Origin of the sequence: Klebsiella sp. ME-303, assembly GCF_007910085.1 — a bacterium.
GTDB classification, from domain to species: domain Bacteria; phylum Pseudomonadota; class Gammaproteobacteria; order Enterobacterales; family Enterobacteriaceae; genus Klebsiella; species Klebsiella michiganensis.
Genome location: NZ_VOJB01000104.1, coordinates 115,746 through 132,334 on the forward strand (window position 1 = coordinate 115,746; position 16,589 = coordinate 132,334).

Here is a 16,589-nt window from a genome sequence, read left to right on the forward strand (position 1 = left end):
AAAAAAAGGGCAGCGCCGTCAGGCCTGCCCTCTGCATTATCAGGCCTCTGGTTCCTGATCCGGCACCGGTGGCACCACCTCACCTTCGTGAGCGGGTTCCGGATTTGGCGCCGGAAGGTTCATCAGCTTCGCCAGAATGCTGGCCAGCTTCAGACGCATTTCCGGGCGGCGTACGATCATGTCGATCGCCCCTTTCTCAATCAGGAACTCGCTGCGCTGGAATCCCGGCGGCAGCTTCTCGCGAACGGTCTGCTCGATAACGCGGGGGCCGGCAAAGCCGATCAGCGCTTTTGGCTCAGCGATGTTGAGATCGCCCAGCATCGCAAAGCTCGCAGACACGCCGCCCATGGTTGGGTCGGTCAGCACGGAGATATACGGCAAGCCGCGCTCCTGCATTTTCGCCAGCGCAGCGGAGGTTTTCGCCATCTGCATCAGCGACATCAGCGCTTCCTGCATACGGGCGCCGCCGGATGCGGAGAAGCAAATCAGCGGGCAGTTGTCTTCCAGAGCCTGCTCAACCGCGCGAACAAAGCGCGCGCCGACCACGGAGCCCATCGACCCACCCATAAAGGAGAATTCGAAAGCGGCGGCAACAACCGGCATATCATGCAGGGTGCCTTTCATGACCACCAGCGCGTCTTTTTCGCCGGTCTCTTTCTGGGCGGACGCCAGACGGTCTTTATACTTTTTCGAATCGCGGAACTTCAGCACATCTTTCGGCTCGAGCTCGCTTCCCAGCTCCACGAGGGAACCTTCGTCCAGCAGGCTATGCAGGCGGTTGCGCGCCGACATACGCATGTGGTGATCGCACTTAGGGCAAACCTCCAGGTTGCGCTCCAGCTCTGCGCGGTACAATACCTGACCGCAGCTGTCGCACTTGGTCCATACACCTTCAGGGATACTTGCCTTACGGGTGGGGGTTATATTGCTTTTAATTCGTTCAATCCAGCTCATTGATAACCTTTCTACCTGAACCTGGTCGATGCCAGTTTTGTCGCAAGGGGCGCATAATGCCATTTTTGCCCCTCACAGACCATGAATGTTGCACATTAAATCATAACATCCCGTAACATGGGATAAAAAAGTGGTCGAACCGCTCACACTTCACTCTTCGGGCGGCGGCATACCGCCCGAAGATCGTCGCCGCGTTATTTCGCCTGTTTCGCCGCCGCCCGCTTGTGGCGGATGACTTCAATCACGCCCGGCAATACGGACAGGACGATAATCGCCACGATCAGCAGCTTAAGGTTTTCCTGGACGATCGGCAAATCGCCGAACAGATAACCCGCGTAGGTAAATAACAGTACCCACAGCAGCGCGCCAACAACGTTATACATCGCAAAATGACGATAGGACATATGCCCCATTCCCGCCACAAACGGCGCAAACGTTCTGACGATCGGCACGAAACGGGCCAGGATGATGGTCTTACCGCCGTGGCGTTCGTAGAAGCTATGGGTCTTATCCAGGTAGCTGCGGCGGAAAATTTTCGAATTGGGATTACTGAAGAGCTTTTCGCCAAACAGCCGGCCAATCGTGTAGTTCAAGGCATCGCCAACAATCGCGGCAATGACCATCAGCAGCACCATTAAATGCACGTTGAGATCGTTGGTCGGCAGCGCGGAGAGCGCGCCTGCCACAAACAGCAGCGAATCCCCCGGCAGGAACGGCGTGACCACCAGGCCAGTTTCGCAGAACAGAATCAAAAATAAAATCGCGTATACCCAAATGCCGTACTCCGCGACCAGTTCAGCCAGATGCACATCAATATGCAGGATAAAATCAATTAAAAAGTGAATCAGGTCCATAGTTTGCGTTAGCCCTTAATAACCCGGTTAGTCCGCCAGAAACAGCGGGCCCATCGGCATGACCGGGAGGTCGTAGTGGGCCGGGTAGTCGACCGACACCAGATACAATCCTTCCGCCTTTGCCGTTGCGGCAGCAAGCGTCCTGTCTTTTGCCGCCAGAAGTTCTGCAATCCAGCTCTCTGGCTGGTTACCGGCACCTACTTCCATCAGACTGCCGACAATGTTCCTTACCATATGATGTACAAAGGCATTCGCTTTGATGTCCACCACCACATATGCACCATAACGGGTGACGTTAATATGCATCACGTTGCGCCACGGCGTGCGCGACTGGCACTGTACCGCACGAAACGAGGTGAAATCATTCTCTCCCAGCAGACACTGAGCGGCGCGCTGCATCCGCTCCGCATCCAGCGGGAGGTAATAATGGGTTACGCCGCGGCTCAATACCGCCGGCCGCAGACGATGATTATAGATAACATAACGATAGCGACGCGCCGTGGCGCTGAAGCGGGCATGAAAATCCGGTGGAACCGGCTTTACCCAGCGCACCGCAATATCGCCGGGCAAATTCGCATTTACGCCCAGCGTCCATGCGGCATCCTGACGCTGCGCGCGGGTTTCAAAATGCACGACCTGACCGGTACCGTGAACGCCAGCATCCGTACGGCCCGCGCAAAAAACGTTAACAGGCTCGTTCGCTACCTGCGAGAGCGCCTTTTCCAGCTTCTCCTGTACGCTGCGGACTTCGTTCTGCCGCTGCCAGCCGTAGTACTTGCTGCCATCGTATTCGATGCCCAGCGCGATTTTGTAGACCGGCGGCTGCTCCATCTCAGACATCAGTACAAATACTCCTGAACCAGCTTCTCAGCGATTTTCACCGCCATCAGCGCGCCGCCAAAACGGACGTTATCGGCGACGGACCAGAACTGCACCTGCTCAGGCATACCGTAGTCGTTATGCACGCAGCCGACGGAGAGGCGGGCGTTACCGGAAGCATCGCCGACCTGCGTCGGGAACTCGCCCTCTTCGGACAGTTCGATATCTTCGCCAAGGCTAAAGGCATCGCACGCCTCTTCGGCGGCCAGCGGACGCTGCGCTTCAAAACTCACCATCTGCGCGTGGCCGTAAAACACCGGCGACTGAACGACGTTTGCGGAGATCATCAGGCCATCATCCTGCAGGATTTTGCGGACCTCATCGACGATACGGCGCTCTTCACGCACGCTTCCTTCACGATCGGGCAGCAGCGGCAGCATATTGAACGCCAGCTGACGACCGAAGAAATCATCTTCATCGATCGGAATACCGTTAAGCAATTTGGCGCTCTGCCCCGCGAGGGCATCGACCGCTTTTTTACCGTGAGCGGAAGCGGAAAGCAGGCTGGTCACGCTGATACGCGCCAGGCCGCCCCGATCGATCAACGGTTTCAACGCCGACAGCAGCTGGCTGGTCAGGCTATTCGCGACCGAGATAACGTTACGATTGCGGTAATCCGCCAGTACGAACGGGTTAACATCCGGTACCACCAGCGGCACGTCCGGCTCCAGCGCAAACAGACCGCTTAAATCAATCACCAGGCAGCCCGCGTTAGTGGCGTCTTCGATATACGCGGCGGAGGCCTCTACACCGGCGGCAAAAAAGGCCAGCTGGGCCTGGGTCCAGTCAAATTCCGCCGCATCCTGAACGATAACCGACTTGCCCGAAAAACGCAGATGTTCACCGGCGCTATCGCTACGCGCCAGCGCATAAATATCCCCCACCGGGAACTGACGATCGGCAAGCGTTTCGAACAGGGCTTCGCCTACGGCGCCCGTTGCGCCCAGTACGGCAATATTCCAGCCTTCAGACATGGTGGTGTACTCCAGAAAAAAGCGGCCCTGCCGGATTATCCAGCAGGAGCATTAAGATGATATTAACGAACAGGATGATGAACGGCGTTAAAGCCCAGCTGGCGCAACAGCGTCGCCGCCTGCGCATCGCTGCACTGTACGTACAGCGAAGACCATTCACGGCGTTCCTGATAATTTTTGCGCAGTTTGTCGAACTCGCCCGCAGCGCCCGCGACTTTTCGCAGCGGCGCATCATCGCGGCGCACATCATACACCAAATGCGCCAGCCGTTTTAGCGTTGCCTGATCGAGCGGCCCGTGCAGCGTAATGCGGCCAAACTCCGGCGCCGGTAGCAACGTGTCCAGCGCCACCTGCTGTGGATGACCAATAAACGCGCTGTAGGCCTCAAAAACCTGCGTCGTACCGCGCGCTTTGCCTTCAAGGGTATAGCCGGCAATATGCGGCGTACCAATATCCACCCGCTTGAGCAATTCGGTATTCAGATCCGGCTCCGGCTCCCAAACATCCAGCACCACGCTTAATGCCTGCCCGGCCTGCAGCCGCTGCAGCAGCGCGGCGTTATCCACCACCGGACCACGGCAGGCGTTGATTAAAATCGTCCCCGGCTTCAGGCGGCGAATCAGCGCCTCATCCGCCAGGTGCAGCGTTTTGTACTGCCCTTCCTTATAGAGCGGGGTATGGAACGTCAAAATGTCCGCGTCCTGCACCAGCTCGTCAAGGGAGCGGAAATCCCCCTCGTCGCCGCGATCGGCGCGCGGCGGATCGCAGAGCAGCGTTTTGATTCCCAGCGCCTCAAGGCGTTTTTGCAGACGCCCGCCCACGTTGCCGACGCCCACGATCCCGACGGTACGGTCGGCCAGCGCAAAACCGTCACGCTCGGCCAGCATGAGCAGCGCGGAAAACACATATTCCACCACCGCGATAGCGTTGCAGCCCGGCGCCGCGGAAAAACCGATTCCCGCCTGCTGTAGCCACGCCTGATCGACATGATCGGTACCCGCCGTCGCGGTGCCAACAAATTTGATCGCTTTGCCAGAAAGTAGCGCTTCGTTAACTTTGGTGACGGATCGCACCATCAGCGCATCGGCGTCATTCAGCGCTTCAACCGGGACAGGGCGACCTGCAACGGCCTTCACTTCCCCCAGGCGGCTAAAAAGCTCGCGCGCATAGGGCATATTTTCATCAACGAGGATTTTCACGGTTCAGTACCTGTCTGAGAGCGAGAGTAAACCGGGGAAGTGTGCCATAATCTGCCCGCCAGGAACATCACCACCCGGCCCTTAGTACAGTAATTTAGTACAGCAATACGCAAAGGATTAATCATGACGCAACCCGTTTCAGGTATGTCCGATCGCCCTCCGGGCTCAGGCGAACCTCCGCTCACCACTCAGCAGCGTACCGCGCTTGAGCGGCTCATTACGCGCCTGGTGGCTTTAACATCCCAGCAAAATGCGGAAGTGTGGGCCTGCGTAAAACACGATCTGAGCCTGAAAAACGACGCGCCGCTGCTGGCAAGCCATTTTGCCGCCGCCGAGAACAGCCTGAACCAGCGCCTAATCCTCGCCCAGCAAAATCATCACCGTCGGCAAATCCTGGCGCAGCTGAGCGAGCTGCTGAATCAGGGCAACAATCGCCAGGCGGTCAGCGATTATATTCGTCAGCATGACGGTCAAACCGCCCTGCATGCCTTGTCCCAGCCGCAGCTGGAGAATGTTCTGCAGCTCCTGCAAAGCGGCCAGCTCTCGATTCCTCAGCCGCAGCAGCGCCCGCCAACGCATCGTCCGCTGCTGCCCGCGGAGCACAACACGCTCAATCAGCAGGTGACCAGACTCGCGGCGGCCACCGGCGAGTCCAGCAAGCTTATCTGGCAATCCATGCTGGAGCTAAGCGGCGTCAAGAGCGGAGAGCTGATCCCGGCGACCCACTTCACTCCCCTCTCGTACTGGCTACATGCCCGGCAAACGCTCAGTTCGCAGGCTGCGCCGACGCTGACCTCGCTGCAGGCCGCATTAAAACAGCCGCTTGAAGCCGCGGAATGGCAAAGAGTGATGGATTTTGCCCAAACCCACTGGCACGCGACGGCGAAAACGCCGCTCAGCGCGGCGCAGCTGCTGACGCTGCTCAACAAAATTTTCGTGCTCAGGGTCGCCAGAGCCCAGGAGACGCTGGCGATCCCGCCGGTTCAGGCGCCTCCCGCCTCACCGTGGCTGGTATTGAAAAAACCGTGGGTTATCGCGCTGGCAGTTATCGTGGTGCTTGCCCTGCTGTGGCTGGTGATTTAAGGAGATATCATCGGCCCGCATGCCGGGCCGAATGAAGCGCTACTTACGCAGCGACACCAGGCTAACCAGGATCCCCAGCACGGCGCATATTGCCGCGGCCAGGAAGACGGAAGAGTAGCCTAACGACGTCGCCAGCAGCCCGGTAAGCGGGCCGGTGACGCCGTAAGAGATATCCTGAAACGCGGCATAGCCGCCAAGCGCCGTTCCTCGTACCTGCGGCGGTACCCGCTTCACGACCTCGACGCCCAGCGCCGGGAAGATAAGCGAGCATCCGCAGCCGGTGAGCGCCGCCCCCGCCAGCGCGATCCAGGCATTGGGCGCCTGCCAGAGCAGCGCCAGGCCTATCGCTTCAATCAGCAGCGAAACGATGGCCACTTTCACCCCGCCGAAGCGGTCCGGCATCCAGCCAAACAGTACGCGCATCAGGACAAACGCCCCGCCAAACGCGGTCAGCGTAAAACCGGCCATCGCCCAGCCGTTGCTGGCGAAATACAAAGAGACAAATGTGCCAATTACCGCGAAGCCGACGCCCTGAAGGCCAAGACCGATACCGGGCCGCCAGATCATTCCCACCACGCTCCACAGCGACGGCCGCTCGCCGCCGTGAGCAGGAATTTTACGCACCGTGCCGTTAATCGCCCAGGCCACTAACGGCAGCACCATGGTGACGCAGGCCAGCGCCGCGACGCCGTAATGGCTGTAGATCAGCAGCCCCAGCGGCGCCCCGGCCGCCAGAGAGCCGTATATCGCCATACCGTTCCACGACATGACTTTACCGGAGCGCATGGGCCCCACCAGCCCCATCCCCCAGCTTAAATTACCGGTGAGCAGCTGGCTTTCACCAAAACCCAGGATCAGACGGCCAAGCACCAGCAGGCCAAACTTCGCCATGACCGGCACCGGCAGCAGCGCGGCGCACAGCCAGGCGCCCCCCGCCAGCGCGCAGGCCAACATCCCCTGCAGGACAGAGCGTTTGGCGCCGTACTGATCGGCAAGGCGGCCGGCATAGCCGCGGGTTAATACGGTCGCCAGAAACTGGATACCGACGGCGACGCCAACCATGGTATTGCCAAATCCCAGTTCCTGATGGACAAACAAAGGGATAACCGGTAGCGGCAGGCCGACGGTCATATAGGTGAGAAAAACGGCGAACGTGATCCGAAACAGCGAACCATTCGCTGAAGGAGTGCGTTTTGTTTCAGTGACTGCGGACATGCTTTACTCCAGTTCGCAGAGTAAGGCGAGGTGAGACCACGCCCTCTCCACCTGATTATCAGGGTTAAGGCGCGTTGGATGACGTTAAACGCTTACGCATTATCTGAGAGAATAATGTTGTGCCAGGAGTTTGCCTTTTCTCCCGGGGGTCTGTCAAGAATACAAAAAAGGGAGCCCGTTGGCTCCCCTTGTAAAGCGTGTTCGTTATGCGCGGTATTTGCGCATGACCAGCGTGGCGTTAGTCCCGCCAAAGCCGAAGCTGTTAGACATCACGGTCGTCAGCGCGCGTTCGGTCGGCTCGGTCACGATATTCAGGCCGGCGGCCTGCTCGTCCATCTCTTCGATGTTGATGCTCGGCGCAATAAAGCCGTGTTCCAGCATCAGCAGGGAGTAGATAGCTTCCTGTACGCCAGCGGCGCCCAGGGAGTGGCCGGTCATCGCTTTGGTCGCGGAGATCGCTGGGCTGTTATCACCGAAGACTTCACGAATCGCCCCCAGCTCCTTCACATCGCCTACCGGAGTAGAAGTACCGTGGGAGTTCAGGTAGTCAATCGGTGTGTCAACGCCGTCCATCGCCATCTTCATGCAGCGAACCGCACCTTCACCGGACGGGGCAACCATGTCTGCGCCATCGGACGTTGCGCCGTAGCCAACGATTTCAGCATAGATGTGCGCGCCGCGCGCCAGAGCATGTTCCAGCTCTTCAACCACAACCATACCGCCGCCGCCCGCGATAACGAAACCATCACGATGGGTGTCATAGGTACGAGACGCTTTTTCTGGCGTTTCGTTGTATTTGGTGGACAGCGCGCCCATCGCGTCGAATTCACACGCCATTTCCCAGCACAGCTCTTCGCCGCCGCCGGCAAACACGATGTCCTGTTTGCCCAGCTGGATTTGTTCAACAGCGTTACCGATGCAGTGGGCGGAAGTCGCACAGGCGGAGCTGATGGAGTAGTTCACGCCGTAGATTTTGAACGGTGTTGCAAGGCAAGCGGATACCGCGGACGCCATCGCTTTGGTCACCACGTAGGGGCCAACCGCTTTCAGACCGCGCGGGCTGCGCATTGCATCAGCGCCGAAAACCTGAGATTTAGAAGAACCGCCAGAACCGGCAATCAGGCCCACGCGCGGGTTTTGCTGATAGACTTCATCTTTCAGGCCAGCATCTTCAATTGCCTGCTGCATGGAAAGATAGGAATAGATAGAGGCATCGTTCATGAAACGAACCACTTTACGGTCGATCAAGCCGGTGGTGTCCAGTTTGACGTTGCCCCATACGTGGCTGCGCATTCCTGAATCTTTAAACTCTTCAGAGAAAGTGATCCCGGAGCGTCCTTCACGCAGAGATGCCAGGACTTCCTGCTGGTTATTACCAATACTGGAAACGATGCCCAGGCCAGTAATCACTGCACGTTTCATTCAATACCTCTGTAAGTCGCACTATATTAAGTTTCGAGTCGCACAATAGCGTACACTTGTACGCCGAACAAGTCCGATCAGCCAATTTGTGTATAAATTTGCGCCCTCAGGCACACATCGTTAAGATCGTTCTACGCCTTGTGATTCGAGTAACTTACGTGAAACAAAACGCCATACAACCCGCCAACCTGGAATTCAACGCTGAGGGTACACCTGTTTCCCGAGATTTTGACGATGTCTACTTTTCCAATGACAACGGTCTGGAAGAGACGCGCTACGTTTTCCTCGACGGAAACCAGCTCAAGGAACGCTTCCCTGAGCATGCACGTCCGTTCTTTGTGGTTGCCGAAAGCGGGTTCGGTACCGGCCTGAATTTCCTCACGCTGTGGCAGGCGTTTGACGTTTTTCACCGCGATAAACCAGAAGCTACCCTGCAAAGATTACATTTCATCAGTTTCGAAAAATTTCCGCTGAAAGCGGAGGACCTGCGCCTTGCTCACCAGCGCTGGCCGGAGCTTGCAACCTGGGCCGAGCAGCTGCAGGCGCAGTGGCCTCTGCCCATCGCGGGCTGCCATCGTCTGCTGCTGGATGAAGGGCGGGTCACGCTGGATTTGTGGTTTGGCGATATTAATGAACTGACCAACGAGCTCGATGATTCGCTTAATCAGCAGGTGGACGCCTGGTTTCTTGATGGCTTTGCCCCGGCAAAAAATCCGGACATGTGGACGGCGGAGCTGTTTGCGGCGATGGCTCGTCTGGCAAGACCCGGCGGTACCCTGGCCACCTTCACCTCCGCCGGCTTTGTGCGCCGCGGCCTGCAGGAGGCCGGTTTCAGCATGCAGAAGCGCAAGGGTTTTGGCCGCAAGCGCGAAATGCTGACCGGCGAAATGCGTGAAACGCCGGAGATCCCCGCGCGCGCGCCGTGGTTTGCCCGCAGCGGTACGGAACAGCGCGATGCCGCGATTATCGGCGGGGGGATCGCCAGCGCCCTGCTCGCGCTGGCGCTGCTGCGCCGCGGATGGCAGGTAACGTTATACTGCGCCGACAGCGCGCCGGCTGAAGGCGCATCCGGAAACCGCCAGGGCGCGCTCTATCCGCTGCTCAGCCAGCACGATGCCGCCCTGGCCCGCTTCTTCCCGGCGGCATTTACTTTCGCCCGCCGCCTGTATGACGCTCTGCCGGTGATGTTCGATCATGACTGGTGCGGCGTGACGCAACTGGGCTGGGATACGAAAAGCGCGCAGAAAATCGCCCAGATGATTGCGCTTAACCTGCCGCCGGAAATCGCCGTCGCCGTGGACGCCCGAACCACTGCGCAACAAACCGGTGTGGAAACCGGCTGCGGGGGCATCGCCTATCCTGCCGGCGGCTGGCTTTGTCCGCAGCAGTTAACCGCTGAACTACTGGCCCTCGCCGCCACTCGCGGATTGCGCGTGCGCTACGATTATCCGGTCACGGAGCTCAGCGCAGACAACAACGGCTGGCAATTAAACCAGCGGCAGTACCACGAGGTCGTGGTGCTGGCCAACGGCCATCAGATGACCCGCTTTAGCCAGACGGAGCATCTTCCCATGTACCCGGTTGCCGGTCAGGTTAGCCATATTCCGACGACGCCAGGGCTATCGAAATTGCGCCAGGTCCTGTGCTACAACGGCTACCTGACGCCGCAAAACCCGCATAATCAGCAACACTGCATTGGCGCAAGCTACCACCGCGGACAGGCAGAGGCCGCGTTTAGCGCCGAGGATCAGCAGCAGAATCGCCAGCGCCTGATTGACTGTTTCCCGCAGGCGGAATGGACGCGGGAGGTAGACTTGAGCGCTAATCAGGCCCGCAGCGGCGTGCGCTGCGCAACCCGCGATCATTTGCCGATGGTCGGCAGCGTGCCTGATTATGAGGCCACCTTACGCGAATATGCCTCGCTGGCTGAACGTCAGGAGCAGGCCGGAGAAGCGCCGGTTTACCGCAACCTGTATATGCTGGGCGCGCTGGGCTCGCGCGGCCTGTGCTCCGCGCCGCTGGCGGCTGAAATTCTGGCGTCGCAAATGAGCAATGAGCCATTACCCATGGATAAAGAAACGCTGGCGGCGCTGAATCCTAACCGGCTGTGGGTAAGAAAACTGCTGAAAGGGAAAGCGGTGAAATAATTGCGGGAAATAGAGCCCGGCTGAGCGAATGCCGGGCTTTGGCGGAGGGCAGAACTATTTCTGCATCGCCTTCTGGTACAAACTGTTCCACATTTCCTGCACCAGAACCTGATCCGGCGGCGACAGTTCGCCCGCGCTGATGGCTTTTTCCAGGCTCCGGGATACCTTGTCATGTACCGCTTGCGCAGTATGCTCGCCCTCTCCTTCCAGCTCGGCCACCGCCAGCGTCAGGTGGCCGCGCAGATAACCGCCGGCAAACAGTTCGTCATCACTGGCGTGGTCGACCATATCATCAATTAACGCCAGAATGCGTGATTCAAACTCCGCGATCATCTTCTTTCCTCATAGTATGTAAAGTGTGGCCTTAGTGCAGGTCTTCCGGCCACGGGAACTGTTCTGCCGTCAAGGGCGGCGTTTGGTAATATTCTTGCAGCGCCTGAATGAAACGCGCGGGACGCTCAGGGATCCCCTGCTCCAGATAGGTCATCACCTGGGCATGCACGCGCCGCTGAAAAGCGATCCGATCGGGCTCAAAATCCCCTTCCAGGTTGTCGCAGCTGACGTTAAATGGGTATCCCGCCGCCACGCAAAACAGCCAGTCAAACGCCTGAGGCTTCACCTCAACGTCTTCAAATTGAGACTGGGTCATCGCGTCGCGACCGTCCGGGCAGTACCAGTAACCGAAATCTACCAGCTCACGTCGCGCCTTCCCGGCAATGCACCAGTGCGATATCTCGTGCAGTCCGCTGGCGTAAAAGCCGTGGGCAAAGACGATACGGTTGTAAGGCACGTCATCATCTGCCGGAAGATAGATCGGTTCGTCATCGCCTTTAATCAGACGGGTATTAAAATCTTCAGCAAAACAGCCGTCGAAAATTTCAATCAGCTGTTCATATTTATGCGTGCTGTTCATTAGTTCATCCCCAGCCACTGGAGGAACTCCTGTCCATGGCTGTCATAAAGCAGTTTTGCACTCATCACCGCCGACACCACGACGATCATCGGTCGAATCAGTGACTGTCCTTTGCTCAGCACCAGCCGCGATCCCGCACGGGCGCCGATAAATTGCCCGGCCAGCATCACAAAGCCGGTAGCCCATATCACCTTGCCGCCAATAATAAACAACAGCAGGCCGCCAACGTTAGACGTCGCGTTAAGCAATTTTGCATGCGCGGTCGATTTCGCCAGATTGAACCCCGCGAGGGTGACGAAAGCCAGCGCGTAAAACGATCCGGCGCCCGGACCAAAGAAACCGTCGTAAAAACCGACGCAGCCGCCAGCCACCAGGGCAAACGGCAGACCGTACAGACGTCGCTGCCGGTCCTCTTCGCCGAGCTTCGGCATCAGCAGAAAATAGAGGCCAATGCCGATAACCAGGATTGGCAGTATCTGCTTGAGAATATCGGACTGGACGTGCTGGACCAGCAGCGCGCCGCCCGTCGAGCCGAGAAAGGTCATCAGAATATTGAGCTTCTGGTCGGCAAGATTCACCACCTTGCGGCGGATGAAATAAAGCGAAGCGGACAGCGACCCGCCGCAGGCCTGCAGCTTGTTGGTGGCCAGCGCCTGCGCAGGGGGAAGACCCGCCGCCATCAGGGCCGGGACGGTCAATAACCCGCCGCCGCCCGCCAGTGAATCGATAAATCCCGCCAGAATGGCCACGAAAAACAGTACGACCAGTACCGTCGGTGACACCATAAAAACGTCGATAAAACTATCCATTAAAGAATATGCTCATCCAGTAGCGCCTGGCAGGAAGGCGGCAGCGGAGGCGGCGTCTTCTTCACAGGAGGGGTTGATCCTGGCTTAGGGGGTTCAAACCAGCTTTGCAATTCCGCACCGCAGCCATCGCCCGCCGGAGGCGGAGCCTGGTCTTCACACTCGAGGCTGTCGGCCGGGCAGCGCAGGCGCACGTGCATATGCGCTCGGTGCTGGAACCATGGGCGAACTTTGCGTAGCCAGTCGCGATCGCTACCGGCATCCAGGCACAGCTGCTGCTTAATCGCCGGGTTGACGAAAATACGCGTAACGTCGCTATCTTGCGCCGCCATCTTAATCAGCTGGCTGATTTGCGGGCTCCACAGCGACGGCACTACGCGTTTGCCGTCGCGGGCCACCAGGTCCAGCGCCTGCGGCTTCAGCAGCTGAGCTGAACTCCAACGCGCCTGCGGCAGCTGAAGAAAAATATCGACATCCAGTCCGGACTGATGGCTGGCGTGGCCGCCGTTAAAGCGCCCGCCGGCCGGCATACCCATGTCGCCAATCAGCACCGTTCCCATGCCTTTATTGTGCGCCTGATTGCTCAGACGCTGAATAAACTGCACGAGGTCCGGATGGCCGAAGTAGCGATTCTGATCGGTACGCATCACCTGATAACCAGTGGCGTTTAACGGCAGCGCCTGCGCGCCAACGATACAGCCATTGGCAAACGCGCCAATGGACTGCGGGCTGCCGCTAACGGGCTGCGTAATTTTCTGCCACGGCGTCGCCGCCAGGCTGGTACCGCTGGCGAGGAGCGCCAGCAGTGCGATAACGGTGTTTTTCATCTATGACCAGCGTGGAATTGATGTCGTCACGTCGCCATTTTGCGCGCGCTGACGCATAAAGTGATCCATTAACACGATCGCCAGCATCGCTTCGGCAATAGGTACCGCACGAATACCGACGCAAGGATCGTGACGCCCTTTGGTGATCATCTCAACTTCTTCGCCAAAGCGATTGATCGTGTGACCCGGGACGGTGATGCTGGAGGTCGGCTTCAGCGCGATATTCGCCACGATCTGCTGACCGCTGCTGATGCCGCCGAGAATGCCGCCCGCGTGGTTGCTCTGGAAGCCCGCTTTGGTAATTTCATCGCGGTTTTCGCTGCCGCGCAGCTTCACCACCTCAAAACCATCGCCAATTTCCACGCCCTTCACCGCATTGATGCTCATCAGCGCGTGCGCGATATCGGCATCCAGACGGTCGAATACCGGCTCGCCCAGTCCCGGCGGTACGCCATCGGCCACCACGGTGACCTTCGCCCCGATGGAGTCGCCCTCTTTTTTCAGGCCGCGCATCAGTTCATCAAGCGCTTCGATTTTGTCCGGATCCGGGCAGAAGAACGGGTTCTGCTCTACCTGATCCCACGCTTTTATCGCCAGCGGGATATCGCCCATCTGGGTCAGGCAACCGCGAATCACAATACCAAATTTCGCGGCGAGGAATTTCTTGGCAATCGCCCCTGCGGCCACGCGCATGGCGGTTTCACGCGCAGAGGAACGACCGCCGCCGCGATAGTCGCGCAGGCCATATTTCTGCTCGTAGGTGTAGTCAGCGTGTCCCGGGCGGAAAACGTCCTTAATGGCGCCGTAGTCCTGAGAACGCTGGTCGGTATTCTCAATCAGCAGGCCAATGCTGGTCCCGGTGGTCACCCCCTCGAATACGCCGGAGAGGATCTTCACCTGGTCCGGCTCGCGGCGCTGGGTGGTATAGCGTGAGGTTCCCGGACGACGGCGATCGAGATCGTGCTGGAGATCGGCTTCGGTTAGCGGAATGCCTGGCGGCACGCCGTCAACGATGCAGCCCAGCGCCAGGCCATGCGACTCGCCGAACGTCGTGACGCGAAAGAGTTGTCCAATTGTGTTTCCTGCCATCACGGCTCCGTTTTTGTCGTTATGTTTGCGTGTTGTTTTAGTCTTTATAAATACCGAAATGCGCGCGGGCGGCAATCAGCTGCGGTTTAGTCAGCATAAAGACGCCATCGCCGCCGTTTTCAAACTCCAGCCAGGTAAATGGCACGTCAGGATATTGCTCCATCAGATGTACCATGCTGTTACCGACTTCACAAATCAGGATACCGTCATCGCTGAGATAATCCGGCGCGCAGGCGAGGATCCGGCGGGTTAACTTCAGACCATCGCTACCGGAAGCCAGCCCCAGGACCGGTTCATGGCGATATTCACCCGGCAGGTCGGACATATCTTCTTCATCGACGTACGGCGGATTGGTCACGATCAGATCGTATTGCACCTTCGGCAGATCGCGGAACAGATCGGAGCGAATCGGCGTAACGTTATGAATTAAGCCGTGATCTTCCACGTTCTGCTCGGTAACGGCCAGCGCGTCAGGGGAAATATCCACCGCATCGACTTCCGCTTCCGGGAAAGCGTAAGCGCAGGCGATAGCGATACAGCCGCTGCCGGTGCACATATCAAGGATGTGCTGCGGATAGTGGTCAATCAGGCCGGAAAAATGGTTGTTAATGAGTTCGCCAATCGGCGAGCGCGGCACCAGCACGCGTTCATCGACGTAAAACTCATGGCCGCAGAACCAGGCTTTGTTGGTCAAATAAGCGACCGGAATGCGCTCGTTAATACGGCGAATGACGCGCTCAACGATGCGATGTTTTTCGCTGGAAGTCAGACGCGCGGTACGCATATCTTCCGGAATATCAAGCGGCAGATACAGCGAAGGCATCACCAGCTGTACGGCTTCATCCCACGGGTTATCGGTGCCGTGTCCGTACCAGATATTTGCAGCGCTGAAGCGGCTTACCGCCCAACGCAGCATGTCCTGAATGGTATGAAGCTCATTCACGGCTTCATCAACAAAAATTTTATCCACGCTATCCCCCAGGGCACGCTCTGCTATAAATTCGGCGGCTAGTTTGCCACGAAGACGGGGATAAATCAGCATTCTTACGTCAGGCGGAGGGGGAAAAATAGGTTTTCCTTGCCTGGATGCGTGGCGAGTCGGGTAAACTACCGACAAAGAAAAAATGAGATCAGATAATGAAAAAGAAAACATCGCTAAGCGAGGAGGATCAGGCATTGTTCCGGCAGCTGATGACCGGCACGCGTCAGATTAAGCAGGACACCATCGTTCATCGCCCGCAGCGTAAAAAAATCGCTGAAGTACCGCCCAAGCGGCTGCTCCAGGAGCAGGCGGATAACAGCCACTATTTTTCCGATGAGTTTCAGCCGCTGCTGAATACCGAAGGGTCGGTTAAGTATGTGCGCTCGGACGTCAGCCATTTTGAGCTGAAAAAGCTGCGTCGGGGTGATTATTCGCCGGAGCTGTTTCTCGACCTGCACGGTTTAACCCAGCAGCAGGCCAAGCAGGAACTGGGAGCCTTGATTGCCGCCTGCCGTCGCGAGCACGTATTCTGCGCCAGCGTGATGCACGGGCATGGAAAGCATATTCTTAAACAGCAAACGCCGCTGTGGCTGGCCCAGCACCCGCATATTATGGCGTTTCATCAGGCACCAAAAGAGTACGGCGGAGACGCCGCACTGCTGGTACTGATTGAAGTTGAAGAGTGGCAACCGCCGGAGCTTCCGTAAACGTCAGCCCCGGAGGGAATCAGATAGCCTTCGCCATCTTCAAATTGCAGGGGCTCATTTGCCAGTTGAATTCGCCTTTGCCGCTGGCATCAAGCGTGACGCAGGCAATCGCCGAAGTGGTGAACATCGGGGGAGTTTCCCCCGGGCACAGCTCTGAGACGAGGTACCCCACCAGAGGGAGGTGAGACACGACCAGCGCCGTCGCCACACCTTCATTCGCCAGCGCCTGCAGATAAGCGCTAACCATGCCAACGTCGCCGCACGGCGTGAGTTCCGGCATCACGTCGACATCTTTTGGCAGATTCATGCACTCCCCAACAATTTCCAGCGTCTGTTCTGCACGCAGGTAGGGACTCACAAGAACCCGCTCAATATCCACTTTTTGACCTTTCAGCCAGGTAGCCATCTGACGAGACTCATCGCAACCGCAGACGGTTAATGGACGAACCGAGTCACTGGCTGCATCGAGGGCAGCGTCGCCGTGACGCATGATAAAAACTTGCATATTGCACCGCTTTTGTTAACCAGAAGCACCGCG

General features: G+C 58.0%; 17 protein-coding genes. 3 read left to right on the forward strand and 14 right to left on the reverse strand.

From position 1 onward, the window contains the following. Positions 1-39 precede the first annotated feature (39 nt). The 5 genes from accD to pdxB all read right to left on the reverse strand — a co-directional run bounded on the left by accD (position 40) and on the right by pdxB (position 4,860). Positions 40-954: an acetyl-CoA carboxylase, carboxyltransferase subunit beta gene (gene accD / locus FQK12_RS26320; protein ID WP_004870882.1), complete on the reverse strand. Its 915-nt coding sequence runs from the start codon at positions 952-954 to the stop codon at positions 40-42. 194 nt (positions 955-1,148) lie between these two features. Then, positions 1,149-1,808, reverse strand: coding sequence for a DedA family protein (locus FQK12_RS26325; RefSeq protein ID WP_004123217.1), 660 nt, complete (start codon positions 1,806-1,808; stop codon positions 1,149-1,151). A gap of 27 nt (positions 1,809-1,835) precedes the next feature. Further along, positions 1,836-2,648, reverse strand: coding sequence for a tRNA pseudouridine(38-40) synthase TruA (truA, locus tag FQK12_RS26330; RefSeq protein ID WP_009654666.1), 813 nt, complete (start codon positions 2,646-2,648; stop codon positions 1,836-1,838). Next, on the reverse strand, positions 2,648-3,661 hold the full coding sequence (locus tag FQK12_RS26335; RefSeq protein ID WP_014230273.1) for an aspartate-semialdehyde dehydrogenase: 1,014 nt from the start codon (positions 3,659-3,661) through the stop codon (positions 2,648-2,650). Before FQK12_RS26335 ends, truA begins: the two co-directional genes overlap by 1 nt. Positions 3,662-3,723: 62 nt before the next feature. Next, positions 3,724-4,860 (reverse strand): 4-phosphoerythronate dehydrogenase PdxB, encoded by a 1,137-nt coding sequence (gene pdxB, locus FQK12_RS26340; protein ID WP_009654654.1) that lies wholly within the window; start codon positions 4,858-4,860, stop codon positions 3,724-3,726. Between the two features lie 123 nt (positions 4,861-4,983). Here pdxB and flk point away from each other — a divergent pair, with 123 nt between their 5' ends. Further along, complete coding sequence (gene flk / locus FQK12_RS26345; RefSeq protein WP_014230274.1) at positions 4,984-5,943, forward strand: flagella biosynthesis regulator Flk; 960 nt, start codon at positions 4,984-4,986, stop codon at positions 5,941-5,943. Positions 5,944-5,982: 39 nt separating this feature from the next. Here flk and FQK12_RS26350 read toward each other — a convergent pair whose 3' ends face one another. Both FQK12_RS26350 and fabB read right to left on the reverse strand, forming a co-directional pair. Continuing rightward, positions 5,983-7,158, reverse strand: coding sequence for an MFS transporter (locus FQK12_RS26350; RefSeq protein WP_014230275.1), 1,176 nt, complete (start codon positions 7,156-7,158; stop codon positions 5,983-5,985). A gap of 204 nt (positions 7,159-7,362) precedes the next feature. Further along, positions 7,363-8,580 carry a beta-ketoacyl-ACP synthase I gene (fabB, locus tag FQK12_RS26355; protein WP_014230276.1) on the reverse strand — a complete coding sequence of 406 codons (1,218 nt, stop codon included), beginning with the start codon at positions 8,578-8,580 and terminating at the stop codon, positions 7,363-7,365. A 158-nt stretch (positions 8,581-8,738) separates the two neighbouring features. Here fabB and mnmC point away from each other — a divergent pair, with 158 nt between their 5' ends. Beyond that, the gene (gene mnmC / locus FQK12_RS26360; RefSeq protein WP_014230277.1) at positions 8,739-10,727 is read left to right on the forward strand and encodes a bifunctional tRNA (5-methylaminomethyl-2-thiouridine)(34)-methyltransferase MnmD/FAD-dependent 5-carboxymethylaminomethyl-2-thiouridine(34) oxidoreductase MnmC; all 1,989 of its coding nucleotides are present in this window, start codon (positions 8,739-8,741) and stop codon (positions 10,725-10,727) included. Between the two features lie 54 nt (positions 10,728-10,781). On the opposite strand, the gene FQK12_RS26365 is transcribed toward mnmC, so the two are convergent. Genes FQK12_RS26365 through prmB form a run of 6 tightly spaced genes read right to left on the reverse strand, consistent with a single transcriptional unit; the run spans position 10,782 to position 15,332 of the window. Then, a complete protein-coding gene (locus FQK12_RS26365) occupies positions 10,782-11,060 on the reverse strand; it encodes a YfcL family protein (protein WP_014230278.1) in 279 nt (92 codons plus the stop codon). A gap of 31 nt (positions 11,061-11,091) precedes the next feature. Then, positions 11,092-11,640, reverse strand: a complete 549-nt coding sequence (locus FQK12_RS26370; RefSeq protein WP_014230279.1) for an elongation factor P hydroxylase — start codon at positions 11,638-11,640, stop codon at positions 11,092-11,094. Continuing rightward, on the reverse strand, positions 11,640-12,449 hold the full coding sequence (locus FQK12_RS26375) for a sulfite exporter TauE/SafE family protein (RefSeq protein ID WP_014230280.1): 810 nt from the start codon (positions 12,447-12,449) through the stop codon (positions 11,640-11,642). Before FQK12_RS26375 ends, FQK12_RS26370 begins: the two co-directional genes overlap by 1 nt. Next, positions 12,449-13,273 (reverse strand): penicillin-insensitive murein endopeptidase, encoded by an 825-nt coding sequence (gene mepA / locus FQK12_RS26380; RefSeq protein ID WP_014230281.1) that lies wholly within the window; start codon positions 13,271-13,273, stop codon positions 12,449-12,451. The genes FQK12_RS26375 and mepA overlap by 1 nt, the downstream gene beginning before the upstream one ends. Next, positions 13,274-14,362 carry a chorismate synthase gene (gene aroC / locus FQK12_RS26385; protein ID WP_014230282.1) on the reverse strand — a complete coding sequence of 363 codons (1,089 nt, stop codon included), beginning with the start codon at positions 14,360-14,362 and terminating at the stop codon, positions 13,274-13,276. A gap of 37 nt (positions 14,363-14,399) precedes the next feature. Beyond that, a complete protein-coding gene (gene prmB, locus FQK12_RS26390; RefSeq protein ID WP_009652591.1) occupies positions 14,400-15,332 on the reverse strand; it encodes a 50S ribosomal protein L3 N(5)-glutamine methyltransferase in 933 nt (310 codons plus the stop codon). A gap of 167 nt (positions 15,333-15,499) precedes the next feature. On the opposite strand from prmB, the gene smrB reads away from it, so the two are divergent. Next, the gene (gene smrB / locus FQK12_RS26395; protein WP_014230283.1) at positions 15,500-16,051 is read left to right on the forward strand and encodes an endonuclease SmrB; all 552 of its coding nucleotides are present in this window, start codon (positions 15,500-15,502) and stop codon (positions 16,049-16,051) included. Positions 16,052-16,070: 19 nt separating this feature from the next. Here smrB and sixA read toward each other — a convergent pair whose 3' ends face one another. Continuing rightward, complete coding sequence (gene sixA / locus FQK12_RS26400) at positions 16,071-16,556, reverse strand: phosphohistidine phosphatase SixA (protein WP_014230284.1); 486 nt, start codon at positions 16,554-16,556, stop codon at positions 16,071-16,073. Positions 16,557-16,589: the final 33 nt, after the last annotated feature.

What these genes read in the sequence shown, in the direction of transcription:
- accD (WP_004870882.1), bottom strand. Translation starts at nt 954, where the DNA reads ATGAGCTGGATTGAACGAATTAAAAGCAATATAACCCCCACCCGTAAG.
- FQK12_RS26325 (WP_004123217.1), bottom strand. Translation starts at nt 1,808, where the DNA reads ATGGACCTGATTCACTTTTTAATTGATTTTATCCTGCATATTGATGTG.
- truA (WP_009654666.1), bottom strand. Translation starts at nt 2,648, where the DNA reads ATGTCTGAGATGGAGCAGCCGCCGGTCTACAAAATCGCGCTGGGCATC.
- FQK12_RS26335 (WP_014230273.1), bottom strand. Translation starts at nt 3,661, where the DNA reads ATGTCTGAAGGCTGGAATATTGCCGTACTGGGCGCAACGGGCGCCGTA.
- flk (WP_014230274.1), top strand. Translation starts at nt 4,984, where the DNA reads ATGACGCAACCCGTTTCAGGTATGTCCGATCGCCCTCCGGGCTCAGGC.
- FQK12_RS26350 (WP_014230275.1), bottom strand. Translation starts at nt 7,158, where the DNA reads ATGTCCGCAGTCACTGAAACAAAACGCACTCCTTCAGCGAATGGTTCG.
- fabB (WP_014230276.1), bottom strand. Translation starts at nt 8,580, where the DNA reads ATGAAACGTGCAGTGATTACTGGCCTGGGCATCGTTTCCAGTATTGGT.
- FQK12_RS26365 (WP_014230278.1), bottom strand. Translation starts at nt 11,060, where the DNA reads ATGATCGCGGAGTTTGAATCACGCATTCTGGCGTTAATTGATGATATG.
- FQK12_RS26370 (WP_014230279.1), bottom strand. Translation starts at nt 11,640, where the DNA reads ATGAACAGCACGCATAAATATGAACAGCTGATTGAAATTTTCGACGGC.
- FQK12_RS26375 (WP_014230280.1), bottom strand. Translation starts at nt 12,449, where the DNA reads ATGGATAGTTTTATCGACGTTTTTATGGTGTCACCGACGGTACTGGTC.
- mepA (WP_014230281.1), bottom strand. Translation starts at nt 13,273, where the DNA reads ATGAAAAACACCGTTATCGCACTGCTGGCGCTCCTCGCCAGCGGTACC.
- aroC (WP_014230282.1), bottom strand. Translation starts at nt 14,362, where the DNA reads ATGGCAGGAAACACAATTGGACAACTCTTTCGCGTCACGACGTTCGGC.
- smrB (WP_014230283.1), top strand. Translation starts at nt 15,500, where the DNA reads ATGAAAAAGAAAACATCGCTAAGCGAGGAGGATCAGGCATTGTTCCGG.
- sixA (WP_014230284.1), bottom strand. Translation starts at nt 16,556, where the DNA reads ATGCAAGTTTTTATCATGCGTCACGGCGACGCTGCCCTCGATGCAGCC.